This window comes from Streptomyces sp. NPDC048291 (assembly GCF_043201715.1).
In the GTDB taxonomy this organism is placed as follows: Bacteria; Actinomycetota; Actinomycetes; order Streptomycetales; family Streptomycetaceae; genus Streptomyces.
In genome coordinates this window covers 20,354-36,641 of sequence record NZ_JBICZC010000018.1, presented here as the reverse complement: position 1 = coordinate 36,641, position 16,288 = coordinate 20,354, and the positions used below count along the sequence as shown (strand labels likewise).

Sequence of the window (16,288 nt, the reverse complement as noted above, 5' to 3'; positions counted from 1 at the left end):
GCCTGATGCAGGGCCTCGTCAGGCCTCCAGGGTGTCGAACGTGTAGAACCTCGTGTGGTCGAGCAGGTCCGCCGGCCGCACGTCGTTCCACGGCTTCATCGTCTCGTCCAGGTCCACCACGTCCGGCGTGCCGCCGCCCGGCACGTAGGCCGCCTCCGGGTGCCGGCGCTGCCACCGGGCCCACAGCTTGTCGACGAAGGCGTGGTGCAGCCAGAACACCGGGTCGTTGGGGGAGACCCCGGTGGCCATCTGCCCGCCGACCCAGACATGGACTCTGTTGTGCAGGTTGACCCCGCGCCAGCCCTCCAGATGGTTCCGGAAGCCGTCCGAGGCGCTGTTCCAGGGCGCCATGTCGTACGCCGCCATGGCCAGGACCGAGTCGACCTCGGCCCGGGTCGGCAGCTCGCGCACGCCGGTCCCGAGCGACCTGCGCAGATAAGTGCGGCCGTCCACGCGGACGTTGACCGGCCAGTTCCCGCCGGTGGCGGCGAACGGCCCGTCCGTCACCCGCCCGTCCGAACTGCGCCCGGTGCCGCCGAGGAAGTCCGGCGCCCACAGCGAGGCACGGACGGTCCGGTCGGCGCTCCAGTCCCAGTAGGGGAGCGCGACGGAGGCGTCCACCGACTGCAGGGCTTGCTCGAAGTCGAGCAGGAATCTGCGGTGCCAGGGCAGGAACGACGGCGAACGGTGGCCGGTGCGCTCGGAGTCGTCGGTGTCGGACATGATGAAGGCGTTGTGCGTGCGCACGAAGTCGTCGTAACGCCCGCCGCGCTTCAGCTCGATGACGGCGGCGACGAACCGCCGCTTCTCGTCGGCGGTCAGTGCGGCCTGGTTCTTGCGTACGGTCATGTGCGGGAAACTCCTTGTGCGGGTGGTCAGTTGGCGGGGAAGGGCAGCAGTGCGGCGCCCTGCAGCTCGTCGACCGCGGCGCGGGCGGCGGCGCGCGGGGTGGCGACCGGGTCGTAGTGGCTGACCACGCTGATCCAGCTGCCGTCGGCGTTCCGCATCACGTGCAGTTCGACCCCGTCCACGAACACCGCGTATCCGGCGCCGTGTCCGTGGTGGTGACCGCCGCCCATTCCCTTCAGTCCGTCCATGCCGTCCATGCCGGCCGGTCGGCCCTGTATTCGACGGCCCTTGTAGACCTCGTCGAAGGGTTCGAGCGATCCCTCGTGCGAGTGGCCGGCGGCCGAGACGCCGGGCGCGAGGAGGGCCTGGGTGCCGGCCGCGGCGGCGAGGGCGGCCGCCGCCGTGAGGGCGCGACGGCGGGTGAGTTCGGGCATGCGGATGCTCCTGTGACGGGTGCGGGTGCTGACCCCGTATGCCTATCCGGCGGTCTCGGAGCGGGAGAAATCGCCCGGATCGGGTTGGCTACGATCAGGACAATCAGTCACATGTCATACAAGATTGAACGAAGATGATCTTGCTGTGGTGATGGCCCGGCCGGACCCGGAACGGGTAATTCCTTGCGCGGCCGCGCCGCTTGCCGGTGATCTTTCTCCGTGGTCCGCCGTCCGGGTGGTGTGGCTCACGGCGTCAATCTGGCGCGATTCGAAAACCCGGCCGGGCGTTTCCGCGCTGCTACCCTCCGGTGCCAATTGACCACGTTCGGTGAAACCCAGGGGTGTGTGCGTGAAGGTCGTCTGCGTCGGAGGCGGGCCCGCCGGCCTGTATCTCGCGATCCTGCTCAAGCGGCAGAACCCGTCCCACGACATCGCCGTCCACGAACGCAACCCCGAGGGCTCCACCTACGGCTGGGGCGTCACCTACTGGCGCGCCCTGCTCGACCGGCTGCACACCTACGACCCCGAGTCGGCGCGGGCCGTCGAGGCGAGCTCGGTGCGCTGGACCCAGGGCGTCGCCCACGTCCGCGACCAAGTGGCCCGGCAGCCCGGAGACGTGGGGCACGGCATCGGCCGCCACCGCCTCCTGGAGATCCTCGCCGACCGCGCCCGCGGCCTCGGCGTCCGACTGGAGTTCGAGGACGAGATCACCCCCGGGGACCTCCCCGAGGCCGACCTGGTCGTCGCCGCCGACGGCATCCACAGCGCCCTGCGCACCCGGCACGCCGGCCACTTCGGCACCGAGGCCACCGAGGGCCGCAACCACTACGTGTGGCTCGGCACCACCCGGGTCTTCGACTCCTTCACCTTCGCGTTCGCCGAGACCGAGCACGGCTGGGTCTGGTGCTACGGCTACCCGTACGACGACGGGCACAGCACCTGCGTCATCGAGTGCGCCCCGGACACCCTCGCCGGCCTCGGCCTCGACGCGATGGACGAGGCCGGCCAACTGACCCTGCTGGAGAAGCTGTTCGCCGGCATCCTCGACGGCCACCCGCTGACCGGCGGCTCCTCGGCGGCCTGGCCGGCCTTCCGCACCCTCACCAACCGCACCTGGCACCACGGCAACCTCGTCCTGCTCGGCGACGCCGCCCACACCACCCACTACTCCATCGGCGCGGGCACCACCCTCGCACTGGAGGACGCGATGTGCCTCGCCGACGCGCTGCGCGAACACGCCGTCCTGCCCGAGGCCCTCACGGCCTACGAACGGCGCCGCAGGGCCGAACTGGTCTCCGCGCAGAGCGCCGCCCGGCTCAGCGCCCAGTGGTACGAGAACCTGCCCCGCTACATCGGCCTGCCCCCGCACCGCATGTTCGCCCTGCTCGGGCAGCGCCACTCACCGCTGCTCCCCTACGTCCCGCCGCAGCTCTACTACGGCCTCGACAAGGCCGCCGGGCGGCTCGAAGTGCTGCGCAGGCTCAAGCGGTGGATCGGGCCGCGGGCGGCGCGCGCCCTGCACGTCCGGTCGTAGGCGGTATACGGCCGCGGCGCGATTGGGTGAAAGGTCATTCACCCGATAGGGTGAATAGGTATTCACCTCTTCATTCGCGCCGCCGCAGGAGTGCCGATGGACCAGCCCGCCCCGACAGCCGGTCACCCGGGACCGGCCGCCGCCCCGCCCCCGCTGCGGCAGCGGCTGACCATCCCGGTGCTGGCCTTCGGCGGGATCCTCATGGCCGTCATGCAGACGGTGGTCGTCCCCCTCCTGCCCGACCTGCCCCGGCTCACCCACTCCTCGCCCGGTGCCGTCTCCTGGACGGTCACCGCGACCCTGCTCGCCGGGGCGGTCCTCACCCCGGTGCTGGGCCGGGCAGGAGACATGTACGGCAAGCGCCGGGTGCTCACCGGGGCCCTCGCGCTGATGACCGTGGGCTCCGTGATGTGCGCCCTGTCGTCGGACATCACCGTGCTCATCGTCGCCCGCGCCCTGCAGGGTGCCGCCGCCTCCGTCGTACCGCTCTCGATCAGCATCCTGCGCGACGAACTCCCGCCCGAGCGCCGGGGATCGGCGGTGGCGCTGATGAGCTCCACCGTCGGCATCGGCGCCGCGCTGGGCCTGCCGCTGGCCGCGCTCGTCGTGCAGTACTACGACTGGCACACCATGTTCTGGCTGACCAGCTTCCTCGGTGCGCTGGGCGTCGCGGGCGTCTGGTGGGCGGTCCGGGAGTCGCCGGTGCGCGAGAGCGGCCGGTTCGACGTCCTCGGGACGCTCGGACTGGCCGTCGGACTGACCTGCCTGCTGCTCGGCGTCTCGCAGGGCGGCCAGTGGGGCTGGGGCAGCCCCCGCGTCCTCGGGCTCTTCGCCGCCACCGTCGTCGTGCTGGCCCTGTGGTGGTGGCAGCAGTTGCGGACCGAGCAGCCGCTGGTCGACCTGCACCTCGTGACCCGGCCGCGGGTGGGCCTCTCGCACGTCGCCGCCCTGCTCACCGGGTTCGCGTTCTACGCCAACTCCCTCGTCACCGCCCAACTGGTGCAGGCGCCGAAGGCCACCGGATACGGCCTCGGCCTGTCCATCGTGGCCACCGGCCTGTGCCTGCTCCCCGGCGGCGTGACCATGCTGCTCTTCTCACCGGTCTCCGCCCGGATCTCCGCCTCCCGCGGCCCGCGCATCACCCTGGCCCTCGGCACCGCGGTCATCGCCTGCGGATACGTGGTCCGCATCGCCGACAGCCGCGACCTGTGGATGATCATCCTGGGCGCCACCGTCGTCGCCACCGGCACCACCCTCGCCTACTCGGCGCTGCCCACGCTGATCCTGCGGGCCGTGCCGGCGAGCCAGACCGCCTCCGCCAACGGCGTCAACGTCCTCATGCGCACCATCGGCCAGGCCACCTCCAGCGCCGCCGTGGCCGCCGTCCTCACCCACCACACCAGCCTCGTCGGCGGCGCCCCGATCGCCACGCTCCACGGCTACCTGCTGGCCTTCGCGATGGCCGGCGTCGTCGCCCTCGCGGCCGGTGCCGCCGCCCTCTCCATCCCCGGCGACAAGAGCCCCGACGACACCTCCCGCGCCCGGGGCCGGGCCGCGAGCGCCAGGGACGGCGCGCTGGAGGGAGCATGAGTGCCGTGAACACCCGCCCCGCCACCCCCGCAGCCGCCACGCCCGCGCCCGCCACCCCCGCAGCCGCCCCGGCCCCCGCACGCCGGGACGCCGAGGCCACCAAGGCGGCCATCCTCAGGGCCGCCCGCTACCTCCTCGCCCGGCACGCGCACGCCGACATCACCCTCAAGGACGTCGCCGAACGCGCCGGGGTCAGCGCACCGCTGATCCTCAAGTACTTCGGCAACAAGGACAGCCTGTTCGCCCGCGTCATGTCCTTCGACGCCGACGCCGCCGCCCTGCTGGACGCACCCCTGGAGGACCTCGGCCGGCACATGGTCCGGCACGTCCTGGAGAGCCAGCGCGACCGCGGCGCCGACCCGCTGCTGCGCATCGCCTTCGCACCCCTGCACGGCGACCACGGCGAGGTGCTGCGCGCCAACTTCCGCGCCCACGTGATCGACGCCCTCGCCGCCCGGCTCACCGGACCCGACCCGGACCTGCGCGCCGAACTCGCCGTCGCCCAGCTCATCGGCCTGGGCGTGATGTACGGCATCGCCCGCGGCCCGCGGCTGCGCGACTCCGCGGCCGGCGACATCGACGGCATCGCCGACCGCTACGGCCCCGCCGTCCAGACCCAGCTGACCCCCTAGAGGCTGTCCGGCTCCCGCGCCGGTCCGGTCAGCAGCGCCTCGGCCGACCTGCGGAAGGCGGCCGTCAGCCGGTTGCCGTCCCCGGCGCGGGTCGCCAGCACCACGTGGCTCGGCTCGACGCCGTGCAGCGGGACCGCGGTGAGGTCGGGGCGGACGGTCGCGCCGGGCACCAGGGGCACGATCGCCACGGCCTGCCCGGCGGCGACGAACTCGAACTTGTCCTCCACCGCGCCGATCAGCGGACCGTCGGGCGCCGGCCTGCCGTCCGGCCGCGGATCGATCCGCCAGAACGCGTTCCACAGCGGGTCCTTCCCCCGCGGCAGCGGCTCGTCGGCGATGTCGTCGAGCGTGACCGACTCCTTCCCGGCCAGCCGGTGGTCCAGCGGCACCACCAGCACGCGCGGCTCGTCGTGGAGCACCGTCACCCGCAACCCGTCGGTGCGCAGCGGCAGCCGGGTCACCGCCGCGTCCACGCGCCCCGTCAGCAGGGCGTCGCGCGTCTCGCCCCAGTCGAGGTGCAGGGTCCGCACGTCGGCGTCCGGGAAGCGGCGGCGCAGGTCCCGCACGGCCGGGGTGACGAAGATCCCGTTGATGTACCCGACGGTGATCCGGCTCGGCTCGGCGGCGGCCCGGGTGACGGCCGCGGCCTCGCCCGCGGCCCGCAGCAACGCCTTCGCCCGCGGCAGGAACACCTCGCCGGCCTCGGTGAGCCGGGCACCCTGCGGGGTGCGGTCGAAGAGCCGGGCCCCCAGCACCTGCTCCAGCCGCTGGATCTGCCGGCTCAGCGCCGGCTGCGTGATGTGCAGGACGCCGGCGGCCCGCCCGAAGTGCCGCTCCGCGGCGACCACGGTGAAGTACCGGACGATCCGCAGATCGAGGTCAGGGACGGAAGCCGGATCAGCCATGTCCCCAGGATAAGGCCGATCACCTGCGCCGATGCCTGAAACGCATTGCGCATTTCGAAACAGGCTTTGGACGCCGGCCGCCCGCTGGCCGAACGATGGAGGCACCACCCCCTCCCTCGAAGGAGCATCCACCATGCGGGTATTCGTCACCGGCGGCAGCGGCTTCGTCGGCTCCGCCGTCATCCCCGAACTCCTCGGCGCGGGCCACCGGGTCCTCGCCCTCGCCCGCTCCGACAGGTCGGCCGGGACCCTGCGGGCGGCGGGCGCCGAAGTGCACCGCGGCAGCCTCGACGACCCCGAGGGCCTGGCCCGCGCCGCGGCCGGTACCGACGGCGTGATCCACCTGGCCTTCAACCACGACGACTTCCCGAACCTCACCCGCGCGGCGGAGAGCGACCTGCGCGTGATCGAGGCGGTCGGTGCCGCGCTGGCGGGCTCGGACCGGCCCTTCGTGGTCACCTCGGGAACCCTGATGCTCGCCTCGGTCGACGGTGTGGCGACGGAGCAGGACACCCCGGTACCGGGCACCTACCGCGCCGACTCCGACCTCGCCGCGCTCGCCCTGGCCGAGCGCGGCGTGCGCAGCGCGGTGGTCCGCCTGGCGCCCACCGTGCACGGCCGCGGCGACCAGGGCTTCGTGCCCCGGCTGATCGACGTCGCCCGCGGCAAGGGTTTCGCCGCGTACGTCGGCGACGGCACCAACCGCTGGCCGGCCGTCCACCGCCTGGACGCGGCCCGCCTGTTCCGGCTGGCCCTGGAGTCCGCCCCGGCGGGCACCGGCCTGCACGCGGCGGCCGACGAGGGAATCCCCTTCAAGGACATCGCGGCGGCCGTGGGCCGCGGCCTCGACGTCCCGCCGAAGAGCATCCCGGCGGAGGAGGCGCAGGCCCACTTCGGCTGGCTGGGCATGCCGGCGGCCGTGGACAACGCGACATCGAGCGAGCGGACCCGGAAGCTCCTGGGCTGGAAGCCGGAACACCCGGGTCTGATCGCCGACTTGGAGGAGGGCCACTACTTCGGCGCCCCGTGAGGGTTCGGGGCGGGCCCGGACGGACCGGCCCGTGACACCGTTGTCGGTGGCGGATGACAGACTGACGCCATGGACGAACGCGTAATCGGCAGGTCGGGACAGCGGGCATCGGTCGTCGGCCTCGGCACATGGCAGCTCGGTGCCGACTGGGGCGAGGTGGACGACAAGGAGGCGCTCGCCGTTCTGGAGACGGCGGCGGAGTCGGGGGTGACCTTCTTCGACACCGCCGACGTGTACGGCGACGGGCGCAGCGAGCAGACCATCGCCGCCTTCCTGCGCGGCCGGCCGGACCTCGAGGTGCTGGTGGCCACCAAGATGGGCCGCCGGGTCGACCAGATCCCGGAGAACTACGTCCTGGACAACTTCCGCGCGTGGAACGACCGGTCGCGCCGCAACCTCGGCGTGGACCGCCTCGACCTGGTGCAGCTGCACTGCCCGCCGACACCCGTCTACTCCTCCGACGAGGTGTACGACGCCCTCGACACCCTGGTCGCGGAGGAGCGCGTCGCCGCCTACGGCGTCAGCGTCGAGACCAGCGCGGAGGCCCTCACCGCCATCGCCCGCCCGGGCGTGGCCAGCGTGCAGATCATCCTCAACCCGTTCCGCATGAAGCCGCTGTACGAGGTGCTCCCGGCCGCGCGGGCGGCCGGCGTCGGCATCATCGCGCGCGTGCCGCTCGCCTCCGGGCTGCTGTCCGGCAAGTACACCAAGGACACCGTCTTCGCGGCCGACGACCACCGCACCTACAACCGGCACGGCGAGGCCTTCGACCAGGGCGAGACCTTCTCCGGCGTGGACTACGCGACGGGCGTCGAGGCCGCCGCCGAGTTCGCCGCCCTCGCCCCCGAGGGGTACACCCCGGCCCAGCTCGCCCTGCGCTGGATCATCGACCGGCCAGGCGTGACCACGGTGATCCCGGGCGCCCGCAACCCGGACCAGGCCCGCGCCAACGCGGCCGCCGCGCGGCTCCCGGAGCTGTCCGGGGAAACGGTCGCCGCGATCCGCGAGCTGTACGACCGCCGGATCAAGGACCAGGTGGAAACCCGCTGGTAGCAGCGGTACGAGCCGGGAGCGCAGCCCTGCCGCTCCCGGCCGGGCCGAGCACGGCTGTTCAGCCGGTGGCGAGGATCTCCGCGAGCACGTCGTCCACCGGGACCTCCTCCCGGCCGGGCGGCACGGCCAGGTAGGTGTCGCTCAGGAAGGAGGCCAGTGCGGGCGCCCAGGCGAAGACCACCGCGTGGTGGCGGCTGCCGCCGGGCAGGGGGTCGCCGAGGAAATCCATGCGCACTTCCCTCCAGCGCCCCTGCCGCACGGGACGCAGCCGGACGTCCCCGACCCCGACCGGCTCTCTCAGCCCGTCGTTGAGCATCTCGCGGTCCAGCCGCCACCGGGCGAGCACCCGGCCGTCCAGGGTGAACACCGCGGTGATGGCGAACGGGTCACCGGCGTCGTACGACAGATGGGCGAGGACGGGACAGCGGCCCGTCCCGTCCGCCCGGAGCTGTACGACCAGGGTCCTGTGCACGATGGGGTTCACGCGAGTGGCCTCCGAGAACGATCGGCTTGGTGCCCTCTAGTACCCCTCCCACGGGAAAAACGCTCAATCCTGAGCGGAATTGCCCTACGGGTCCTACGGTCCTACGAGTCCTGCGTGCCGTTCGTGCCGCGCAGCGCGGCCAGGCAGGAGCCGATGGCCAGCTGGAGGTCCTCCAGGCGCTGGACCATGTCGTCCTCGTAGAAGTCCTGGGCGTCGTCGAAGGTCAGCTCCTCGAACGCCTTGGTCGCCTTCTGGAGGCTGTTGTAGAACTTGGTGCGCTTCTCCTGGACCCGCAGTTCGGGGTCGGCCTCCACCGCCTCCACGACCAGGTTCTTCATCGTGTCGTAGGCCTCGGTCGCCCACTCTCCGGTGTCCTCGTCGTCGTCCAGTTCGTCGAGGAGCGACAGATGGCGCTCGGCCTCCTGGCGCAGCTCCGACGGCGCGTCGACGGTCTGCCCGGCCGGGGTCTTGATCTGGCCGGACTCGGCGATCTGCCGGACGTAGCCGATGCGGTCGGCCGAGCGGCTCTCGGTGGCGACGGCCTTCTTCAGGTCGGCGGTGCGGACCACGTCGCGGGCCAGCACGGTCTGCAGGTCCGGGTCCTCCTTGATGCGGTCGAGGAGAGCCGAGCGGGCGGCGCGCGCGGTGGACGGGTCGGCGAGGATCGCGGCACGCAGCGCGGTGGGGTTCTCGGCGACCTCCAGGGCCTTGGTGGGCCGGATGCCCTCGGCCTCGGCGGCCTCCGCGATGGCGGTACCGCGCTCGGAGCCGGCACTGCTGCGCGAGACGTAGTACGTCAACCAGACGTCCGAGTCCGGGAGTTCCACCTCCTGGCCCGGTGCGAGGGCCTCGAAGTGCGGGACCATGCCGTCGTCGGCGGCCTTGTCCCAGGCCTTGTAGTAGCGCATGACGCGCTCCGCGGAGCAGCCGGCCAGCTCGGCGAACTCCTTCGCCGACACCTTCGCCGTCTCCTCCGTCCCCTGCCCTCCCGGCCGCACGCTGCGGGCCACCATCAGCCCGAACGTCCAGCCTCCGGTCCGCACATACGCACCGAACTCGCGGGCGTCCCGCGCCACCAGATCGGAGAGGGGAGCCGGGGACGCGCTGGACGTCTCGGACGGGTCGATCGCTAGGGTCACGGAGGACACTCCTGAAGGCTGCCGAACTGCGTACGTACCGACGGGCAGCCTATATCGACCCATTGGCCGGGGTTTTCCGGACCGTCGAAGTCCGGCCGGGTGCCGCGCGGCGCCCCCCCCGGCTCAGCTCGCCGAGCCGCGGAACGTCGCCAGGAAGGTCTTCATGGCGAGCTTGTCCGCGGCGTCGTCCCAGTCGGCGGCCGGCGCCGTGATGCGCAGCGAGAAGCTGCGGCCGCCGCCGAGCAGGAAGCCCCGGCCGAAGGTGTACACCCGGTCGGCACCCGTGCCGGACTCCCACTCCATGTCCGCGGCCTTGCGGCCCTGGTAGGTGGTCGCCCGGATCTGGCCGACCCGCTGGTAGCCGTCCAGCTTCTCCAGCCCCGGCTCTACGTCGTCCCGCCAGATCGCGACCGGGTCCGGGCCCGCGTCGGTGCTGTAGGTGACCGCCAGGGTGCGCAGGTCGTCGCCGCCCGGTCCGAAGGTGACGCGGTAGGCGACGTCGTCCCGGGCGGTGTCGAGGCGCTTCCAGCCCGTCGGGAGCGCCACGGAGAACCCCTCCGGGGCGGTGTAGCGGTGGAAGCCGGCCGGCAGGGCACCGGCCGTGGCCGTCGCCGAGGGGGACGTGGACGCGGAGGCGGAGGCGGAGGCGGATGCCGACGGTGTGGGGGAGGGGGACGCCGTCTGCGAGGTGGAGGTGCCGGGCGTGTTGCCGTCCGTGCGGTTGGCCGGGTCGCCTGCCGTGGCCGAGGCGGTGGGGGCCGAGCCCGCCGAGGTGGCGCCCGGCAGACCCTGCGTCGCGGCCAGCACCGCGACCGAGACGGTCACCACGGCCAGCGCGGTCCCGCCGATCATGGTGGTCCTGCTCCACCCGGAGGCCCGGGCGGCCACGTAGGCGCCGCGCAGCCGGGAGACGGGCGCGGGCTGTTCGGCCGTGTCGGGGTCCTCGTCCAGGACACGTGTCAGTGCCTGACGCACCACTGTCCGGTTCAGCCGTTCACGGGAGTTCTTCCGCAGCAGCCCCTGCACCACCTGGGTCAGCGGACCGGCCCGCAGCGGGGTGCGCAACGGCAGCCGGTCCACGCCCTTCAGGGTGGCCTCCGCCTTGCCCCGGTCCCGGAACGGCGGCCGTCCCTCGACCATCGTGTAGAGGATCGCGCCGAGCGCCCACAGGTCGGCGGCGGGGCCTATGCGTTCGTCGCGGGCCTGCTCCGGCGAGGCGTACGACGGCGCGGTGACCCGGGGCGCCAGCGTGGCGCCGGCCAGGCCGAACCCGGTGATGACCACCGGGCCCCGGTCGCGGACGAAGATCTGGCCGGGGCTGAGCTCGCCGTGCGTGTAGCCGTCCGCGTGCGCGGCCTCCAGGACGTCCAGAACCTCGAGACCGATGCGCGCGGCCCGTACGTAGTTGAACGTGGACTCCTGGACGAGCAGCTCGCTGAGCGGCGTGCCGTCGATCAGCTCCGTGACCGTCCACAGCGCGCCCGCCTCCTCGAAGGCGTCGATCACCATGGCGACCCGGCCGGGCCGCAGCGCGCTCATCACCTCCGAGGAGCGCAGGATGCGGGTGGTGGCCCGGCGCACGGTGTCCTCGGTGGGCGCCTCGGGAAACGCGATCTCGGTCACCAGGCGCGGTCGCTCGGCCTGCACGTCCTCCGCGTACCAGCTGACGCGGTTCGGCTCGCGGTCGGCGACTTCGAGGAGCCGGTACCTTCCTGCGACCACTTCTTGTGCGGAGACATGCGCCTTGACCATCGTCATCCCTCGCTGAAACCCCTGCCTCGTCATTGACCAGAGGTACGCGGGACATACCTGGGTTTGTTCAAAGAATCTGCAACTCGGGGACCGTTCTTGCCTTTTATTCAAGTGGCCGCACCGTCCGGGTACTTCAGGAAAACAATGAATGACCGGGCTTCGACCTGCGGGTAACCGACGGTAAAAGCCCGGCTGCGGTCCGCTGGTCAGTCCAGCCCGAAGCGCGCGGTCCACTCCGAGATCTCCTGGTGCGTCACATTGCCCCCGCAGACGACGAGCCCGATCCGGGCCCCGGCGCCGACCCGCTCCAGAACCTGCCGGGCCGCGGGCAGCAGACAGCCCGCGGCCGGCTCGGCCCACACCTTGGCGTGTTCGGCGAACTCCAGACTGCCCCGCACCGCCTCCCGGTCCGGCACCACCAGCACCTCCTCCACCAGTTCCGCCGCATGGTCGTACGTCAGCCGGGACACGGACGGCGCGCTGAGCGTGGTCACGATCGAGGACACCTCGACCGGCAGCGGAGCGCCCGCCGCGACCGCCTCGGACATCGCCTGCGCGCCCGCCGTCTCCACGCCCCACACCCGCACCCCGGGGCGGCGCGCCCGCAGGGCCGCCGCGACGCCCGCGATCAGACCCCCGCCGCCGATACTGACGATCACGTCGGTGACGTCGTCCGCGTCCTCGGCGAGTTCCAGGCCCACCGTGCCCTGCCCGGCGATCACCACCGGGTCGTCGAACGGATGGACCAGGGTGAGCCCCTCGTCCCGCAGCCGCGGCAGCAGCTCGAACGCCGAGGCCATGCCGTCGGTGAGCCGCACCGACGCCCCGGACTCCGCCACCAGCGCGAGCGACCGTGCGGGCGCCGTCCGCGGCATCACCACCGTCGCCTTCACGTCGAGGGCGGCCGCCATCACCGCGAGGGCGATGCCGTGGTTGCCGCCGCTGACCGCCACCACGCCGGCCGCCCGCTCGGCCTCGGTCAGCGACAGCAGCTTGGCCGCGGCACCGCGCGCCTTGAAGGAGCCGGTGCGCTGGAGGAGTTCGAGCTTGGCGGTGACCGGCGCGCCGAGCAGCTCCGACAGGCCGGGGCTGGGCACGGTGGGAGTGCGGACGACATGTCCTTCGATCAGCCGGGCCGCGGCTTCGATGTCCGAGATGCCGATGATGCCGTTCAAGGCGGTTCACCCTTCCGGCGCGGGAGTGACGGTCCGCGCCGTTCGCACCCTCACCCGGCCGGACCGCCCTGGTCAACCCGGACCGGCCGCGGCGGCCGGACACTCGGACCAGGGCGCCGAGGGTCAGTGCTGCTGTGCCTTCTGCGGGGTCGCCTCGCTCGGCCGGACCACGACATGGCCCTCGCCCTGGAGCATCAGCTGGACCGCCTCGCCGGAACCGCCGCGCAGCATCGACCCGATCGACTGCGAGCGGTGCAGCGAGGTCTGCAGGTGCGCGGTCCAGCCCACCACCGCGTCCGTGTCGACGTACACCGGTGCCTGCGGCGAGACCGGGATCACCAGCGGGTTGCCGTCGCAGATCAGGCCGAGCCTGCCGTGTCCGGAGAACACGCTGTTGAACAGGCCGCCGCCCGCGATGCCGGACCCCTTCACCGTCCTGATCTCGTACGAGAGCGTGGCGTCGAAGCACAGCACGTTGCGGCCGTTCACCGTGAACTGGTCGCCCGGCTCTATCTCGACGATGAAGCAGTTCTGCGCCTCGTGTGCGAACCAGGCCTCGCCCTGCCCCTGCACGGACATCAGCGGCAGCCCCTCGCCGGTGACCGCGCGCTTGAGCATCCCGCCGACGCCCTGGCCCTTGCGTTCGAACTTCAGGTTGCCGCGGTGCGCGATCATCGCGCCCTGGCGGGCGTACATCTCGCCGTTGACCGTGTACCTGAGGCACTTCGCGTTCTCGGCCGTCATGCCCGGCTCGAGCGCCGGGGCCACCATGTGCTGACTGGAAAAGAGATCACCCTTCATGTCGGGCATGGTGTCCCGGACGGACCCGTTCCGCCAAGATCACGGTGTGTACCGGTTCAGGCACCGAACAGCTGGGTCCAGTAGGTGCCGGCCCGGCCGCCCCCGGCGAAGCCGATGCCTATGTGGGTGAAGTCCGGTTTGAGGATGTTCGCCCGGTGGCCCGGGCTGTTCATCCAGCCGTCCACCACCTCGGCCGCGGAGCGCTGGCCGCAGGCGATGTTCTCGCCGATGGTGCGCCGCCGCGAGCCCGCGGCGGCGGCCCGGTCCCACGGCTGGGTGCCCTCGGGCGAGGTGTGCGAGTAGAAGTCGCGGGTCGCCATGTCCGTGCTGTACGCCTGCGCGGCCGTCGCCAGCTGCGGATCCACCGCGAGCGGCCGCAGCCCGGCCCGGGTGCGCTCCCGGTTGGTGAGGTCGACGACCTCGGCGCGGGTGCGGGTCAGCTCGGCCTGGGTGAGGGGTCTGGCCCACAGGGCGGTCCAGTAGGTGTCCCCGCCCCGTGGGCCACGGGCGTGGGCGAGGCCCGCGTGGGTGAACGCCGGGTCGAGCAGGGTGCGCCGGGCGTCCTCGCCGCGCAGGCAGTACTCGACGAACTCGGCCGGGGTGCGGGGGCCGGAGACGAGGTGCTCGCCGACCGTGACGTAGGCGAACCCGGTGGCGCTGATCCGCTGGTGGACGGAGACGCCGTCGGGGCCCTCGCCGGCCAGCCGGCCCGCGTCGGCCATCGCGGTGGCGTGCGCGAGGGCGGCGGAGGTGAGCCGGGCGTCCGGGGCCACCGGCGGGCGGCCGGCCCCGGCGCGGGCGGAGTTGACCAGGCCCAGCAGGCCGTCCGGATCGGGGAGCGCGGTCGTCGAGGGGCGGGCCGGGGAGGCCGCCGTGCGCTGGGCCGGGATGGTGGCGCGGGAGCCGGGGGAGGGCTGCCGGTCCTCGACCACGTCGACCCCGAAGTCCCGGGCGAGCCCCGCCAGTCCGTCCGCGTACCCCTGGCCGATCGCGCGCAGCTTCCAGCCGGTGCCCCGGCGGTATATCTCGGAGAGCAGAAGCAGGGTCTCCGTCTGCGGGCGCGCCGGGGCGAAGCGGGCCAGCGTGCGGCCGAGGCGGTCGGTCACGTGCAGGGTGGCGGCGGGCAGCCGGCCGAGCGGGGTGCCCGGCTCGGCGGCGGTGACGGTGAGGGTGACGCGCTCGGCGCCCGCCCGCAGCAGGGCCGGTTCGACGGTCAGCGTGTCGCCGCGCAGCCGCACGCCGGGTGCGTCCGGCTGGTTGTAGAAGACGAAGTCGGCGTCGCCGCCGACCTTGCCGCTGTCGTCGGTGATCAGCGCCGACACGTCGAAGGGACCGGGCACCCGCAGCGTCAGCGCGCCGCCCGGAAGGGGCAGATTGCCCCCGGGGACCAGCTCGCTCATCGCGCCGCCTCTACGCGGTCAGGGGCCGAACCTCGCGCCCGGTGGGGGAGTCGCCGGTTGAACGTCCGGCCCGGGCGCGAGGTTCCCTGCGGGGATCGGGGCGCTACTGCTCCCGCGGGGCGGCCGGCGCCACGTCCTCGCGTTCGAGCGGCACGGTCGCGCTGCGCGGGGACTTCTGCTTGCCGCAGAACACCGGCTCCAGCGTGGACGCCAGCGTGTTGAGCACGTCGGAGCTGTTGGAGGCGTTGGCGAGCGCGGTGAGGCTGCGCTTGCCGTCCTTGCTGGTGAACGAGTACGTGTAGTAGCCCTGTACGGCACCCGTGTGGCCGTACACCGAGACCCCGCAGGACAGGTCGCGGCGGCGCAGCCCGAGGCCGTAGGAGGTGTTGGCGTTGACGCGGGTGAAGCGCTCCATCTCCGCGAGGCGGGCGGCCGACGTCAGCTTGCCGCGCACCAGCGCCGAGTAGAACGTGTCGAGGTCGCGTGCGCTGGAGATGATGGCGCCCGCGCTCTGCGCCCAGGAGACCGTCTGGTTCGTGGCGTCGACGGGCGCGGCGCCCGCCCGGTCCGCGGTGAGGTAGCCGCTGGCGTACCGGCCCGGGATCTTCGTGTCGGGGTGGACGTAGAAGGTGTCGTCGAGCTTGAGCGGCTTGAAGATGCGGTTCTGGTACTCCGTGCGCACGCTGTGCCCGGTGAGCTTCTCGATCAGCATCCCGGCGACCACGAAGTTGGTGTTGGAGTACGAGTAGGCGGCGCCCGGCGCGTTGGTGCGCGCCTTCTTGAGGGACAGGTCCATCAGCTGGCGGTAGGTGAAGACCTTGTTGCGCACGGCCTCGAAGCCGGACACGCTGCTGGCGAACATGTCGTTGGTGTAGTCGTAGAGCCCGCTGCGGTGGCTCAGCACGTGCCGCACCGTGATGCGGTCGTCCGGCAGCAGCCCCGGCAGGTAGCGGTTGACCGGCGCGTCCAGGGCGAGCCTGTGCTCGTCCACCAGCTGCAGCAGGACCACCGCCGAGAACGTCTTGGTGACGCTGCCCACCCGGAAGCGGTCGGCGGTGGTGAGGGCCCGCCCGCTCGCGCGGTCGGCGATGCCCTGGGCGGACCGGTAGACCTGGGTGCCGTCGTCGATGCGGGCCATCGCGCCGGGCGCGCCCTTCGCCACCACCGAGCGCAGCACCGCGGTCAGCCCCGCGGTGTCGGGCGCCGGGAGGGCGGCGGCCGTCCGGGCCTTCGCCGCCGTCTTCAGGGGTGCCGCCTGGGCCGGGACCGCCAGCAGTGACAGCGTCACCGCCCCGAGCACCGCACTTCTGCACACCATTGCCGAGACCATTCGGACCTGCTCCTCTCTGTGCTGTCTTCGATGCGAGATGAGTCACATCGGGTTCGGGGAACCCTCTCGCATCCCGTCACATCTCCACAGCCGACGCACAGTTGGTCACTCCTCGATCACCGTGCGGTGCGGGTTCGTCAAGTATTGCCATGAAAAGCAAGAAAAGCGACGAATTGCGCT

General features: G+C 72.6%; 15 protein-coding genes. 5 read left to right on the top strand and 10 right to left on the bottom strand.

Annotation, left to right across the window (positions count from 1 at the left end):
* Nucleotides 1-18: 18 nt before the first annotated feature.
* Nucleotides 19-849 (bottom strand): tyrosinase family protein, encoded by an 831-nt coding sequence (locus ACGF5O_RS40965; protein ID WP_393815019.1) that lies wholly within the window; start codon nt 847-849, stop codon nt 19-21.
* A gap of 26 nt (nt 850-875) precedes the next feature.
* Nucleotides 876-1,283, bottom strand: a complete 408-nt coding sequence (locus ACGF5O_RS40960) for a tyrosinase cofactor (RefSeq protein WP_393815018.1) — start codon at nt 1,281-1,283, stop codon at nt 876-878.
* A 343-nt stretch (nt 1,284-1,626) separates the two neighbouring features.
* Between ACGF5O_RS40960 and ACGF5O_RS40955 the strand changes: the two genes are divergently transcribed.
* The 3 genes from ACGF5O_RS40955 to ACGF5O_RS40945 all read left to right on the top strand — a co-directional run bounded on the left by ACGF5O_RS40955 (nt 1,627) and on the right by ACGF5O_RS40945 (nt 5,039).
* On the top strand, nt 1,627-2,817 hold the full coding sequence (locus tag ACGF5O_RS40955; RefSeq protein ID WP_393815173.1) for an FAD-dependent monooxygenase: 1,191 nt from the start codon (nt 1,627-1,629) through the stop codon (nt 2,815-2,817).
* Nucleotides 2,818-2,913: 96 nt separating this feature from the next.
* Entirely contained in the window at nt 2,914-4,407 is a 1,494-nt protein-coding gene (locus tag ACGF5O_RS40950) for an MFS transporter (RefSeq protein WP_393815017.1), read from the top strand.
* Nucleotides 4,404-5,039: a TetR family transcriptional regulator gene (locus tag ACGF5O_RS40945; protein ID WP_393815016.1), complete on the top strand. Its 636-nt coding sequence runs from the start codon at nt 4,404-4,406 to the stop codon at nt 5,037-5,039. The genes ACGF5O_RS40950 and ACGF5O_RS40945 overlap by 4 nt, the downstream gene beginning before the upstream one ends.
* Here the strand turns inward: ACGF5O_RS40945 and ACGF5O_RS40940 are convergent.
* On the bottom strand, nt 5,036-5,944 hold the full coding sequence (locus ACGF5O_RS40940; protein ID WP_393815015.1) for a LysR family transcriptional regulator: 909 nt from the start codon (nt 5,942-5,944) through the stop codon (nt 5,036-5,038). The genes ACGF5O_RS40945 and ACGF5O_RS40940 overlap by 4 nt on opposite strands.
* Before the next feature lie 133 nt (nt 5,945-6,077).
* On the opposite strand from ACGF5O_RS40940, the gene ACGF5O_RS40935 reads away from it, so the two are divergent.
* Both ACGF5O_RS40935 and ACGF5O_RS40930 read left to right on the top strand, forming a co-directional pair.
* Nucleotides 6,078-6,974: an SDR family oxidoreductase gene (locus ACGF5O_RS40935; protein ID WP_393815014.1), complete on the top strand. Its 897-nt coding sequence runs from the start codon at nt 6,078-6,080 to the stop codon at nt 6,972-6,974.
* Nucleotides 6,975-7,043: 69 nt separating this feature from the next.
* Nucleotides 7,044-8,027, top strand: a complete 984-nt coding sequence (locus ACGF5O_RS40930; protein ID WP_393815013.1) for an aldo/keto reductase — start codon at nt 7,044-7,046, stop codon at nt 8,025-8,027.
* Between the two features lie 58 nt (nt 8,028-8,085).
* On the opposite strand, the gene ACGF5O_RS40925 is transcribed toward ACGF5O_RS40930, so the two are convergent.
* From ACGF5O_RS40925 to ACGF5O_RS40895, 7 genes are all read right to left on the bottom strand, one after another.
* Nucleotides 8,086-8,511, bottom strand: a complete 426-nt coding sequence (locus tag ACGF5O_RS40925; protein WP_393815012.1) for an SsgA family sporulation/cell division regulator — start codon at nt 8,509-8,511, stop codon at nt 8,086-8,088.
* Between the two features lie 101 nt (nt 8,512-8,612).
* Nucleotides 8,613-9,650 (bottom strand): hypothetical protein, encoded by a 1,038-nt coding sequence (locus ACGF5O_RS40920; RefSeq protein ID WP_393815011.1) that lies wholly within the window; start codon nt 9,648-9,650, stop codon nt 8,613-8,615.
* A 123-nt stretch (nt 9,651-9,773) separates the two neighbouring features.
* Nucleotides 9,774-11,408 (bottom strand): serine/threonine protein kinase, encoded by a 1,635-nt coding sequence (locus ACGF5O_RS40915; protein WP_393815010.1) that lies wholly within the window; start codon nt 11,406-11,408, stop codon nt 9,774-9,776.
* 200 nt (nt 11,409-11,608) lie between these two features.
* Nucleotides 11,609-12,568, bottom strand: coding sequence for a threonine/serine dehydratase (locus ACGF5O_RS40910; RefSeq protein WP_393815172.1), 960 nt, complete (start codon nt 12,566-12,568; stop codon nt 11,609-11,611).
* Between the two features lie 132 nt (nt 12,569-12,700).
* Nucleotides 12,701-13,378, bottom strand: a complete 678-nt coding sequence (locus ACGF5O_RS40905; RefSeq protein ID WP_393815009.1) for an AIM24 family protein — start codon at nt 13,376-13,378, stop codon at nt 12,701-12,703.
* A 56-nt stretch (nt 13,379-13,434) separates the two neighbouring features.
* On the bottom strand, nt 13,435-14,778 hold the full coding sequence (locus ACGF5O_RS40900; protein WP_393815008.1) for a CAP domain-containing protein: 1,344 nt from the start codon (nt 14,776-14,778) through the stop codon (nt 13,435-13,437).
* Nucleotides 14,779-14,881: 103 nt separating this feature from the next.
* Nucleotides 14,882-16,108 carry a serine hydrolase domain-containing protein gene (locus ACGF5O_RS40895; RefSeq protein WP_393815007.1) on the bottom strand — a complete coding sequence of 409 codons (1,227 nt, stop codon included), beginning with the start codon at nt 16,106-16,108 and terminating at the stop codon, nt 14,882-14,884.
* Nucleotides 16,109-16,288: the final 180 nt, after the last annotated feature.

Bases quoted from the DNA above. Each gene is read 5' to 3' on its own strand.
- ACGF5O_RS40940 (WP_393815015.1), bottom strand. From the start codon at position 5,944: ATGGCTGATCCGGCTTCCGTCCCTGACCTCGATCTGCGGATCGTCCGG.
- ACGF5O_RS40905 (WP_393815009.1), bottom strand. From the start codon at position 13,378: ATGAAGGGTGATCTCTTTTCCAGTCAGCACATGGTGGCCCCGGCGCTC.
- ACGF5O_RS40960 (WP_393815018.1), bottom strand. From the start codon at position 1,283: ATGCCCGAACTCACCCGCCGTCGCGCCCTCACGGCGGCGGCCGCCCTC.
- ACGF5O_RS40930 (WP_393815013.1), top strand. From the start codon at position 7,044: ATGGACGAACGCGTAATCGGCAGGTCGGGACAGCGGGCATCGGTCGTC.
- ACGF5O_RS40895 (WP_393815007.1), bottom strand. From the start codon at position 16,108: ATGGTCTCGGCAATGGTGTGCAGAAGTGCGGTGCTCGGGGCGGTGACG.
- ACGF5O_RS40915 (WP_393815010.1), bottom strand. From the start codon at position 11,408: ATGACGATGGTCAAGGCGCATGTCTCCGCACAAGAAGTGGTCGCAGGA.
- ACGF5O_RS40950 (WP_393815017.1), top strand. From the start codon at position 2,914: ATGGACCAGCCCGCCCCGACAGCCGGTCACCCGGGACCGGCCGCCGCC.
- ACGF5O_RS40945 (WP_393815016.1), top strand. From the start codon at position 4,404: ATGAGTGCCGTGAACACCCGCCCCGCCACCCCCGCAGCCGCCACGCCC.
- ACGF5O_RS40935 (WP_393815014.1), top strand. From the start codon at position 6,078: ATGCGGGTATTCGTCACCGGCGGCAGCGGCTTCGTCGGCTCCGCCGTC.
- ACGF5O_RS40965 (WP_393815019.1), bottom strand. From the start codon at position 849: ATGACCGTACGCAAGAACCAGGCCGCACTGACCGCCGACGAGAAGCGG.
- ACGF5O_RS40900 (WP_393815008.1), bottom strand. From the start codon at position 14,778: ATGAGCGAGCTGGTCCCCGGGGGCAATCTGCCCCTTCCGGGCGGCGCG.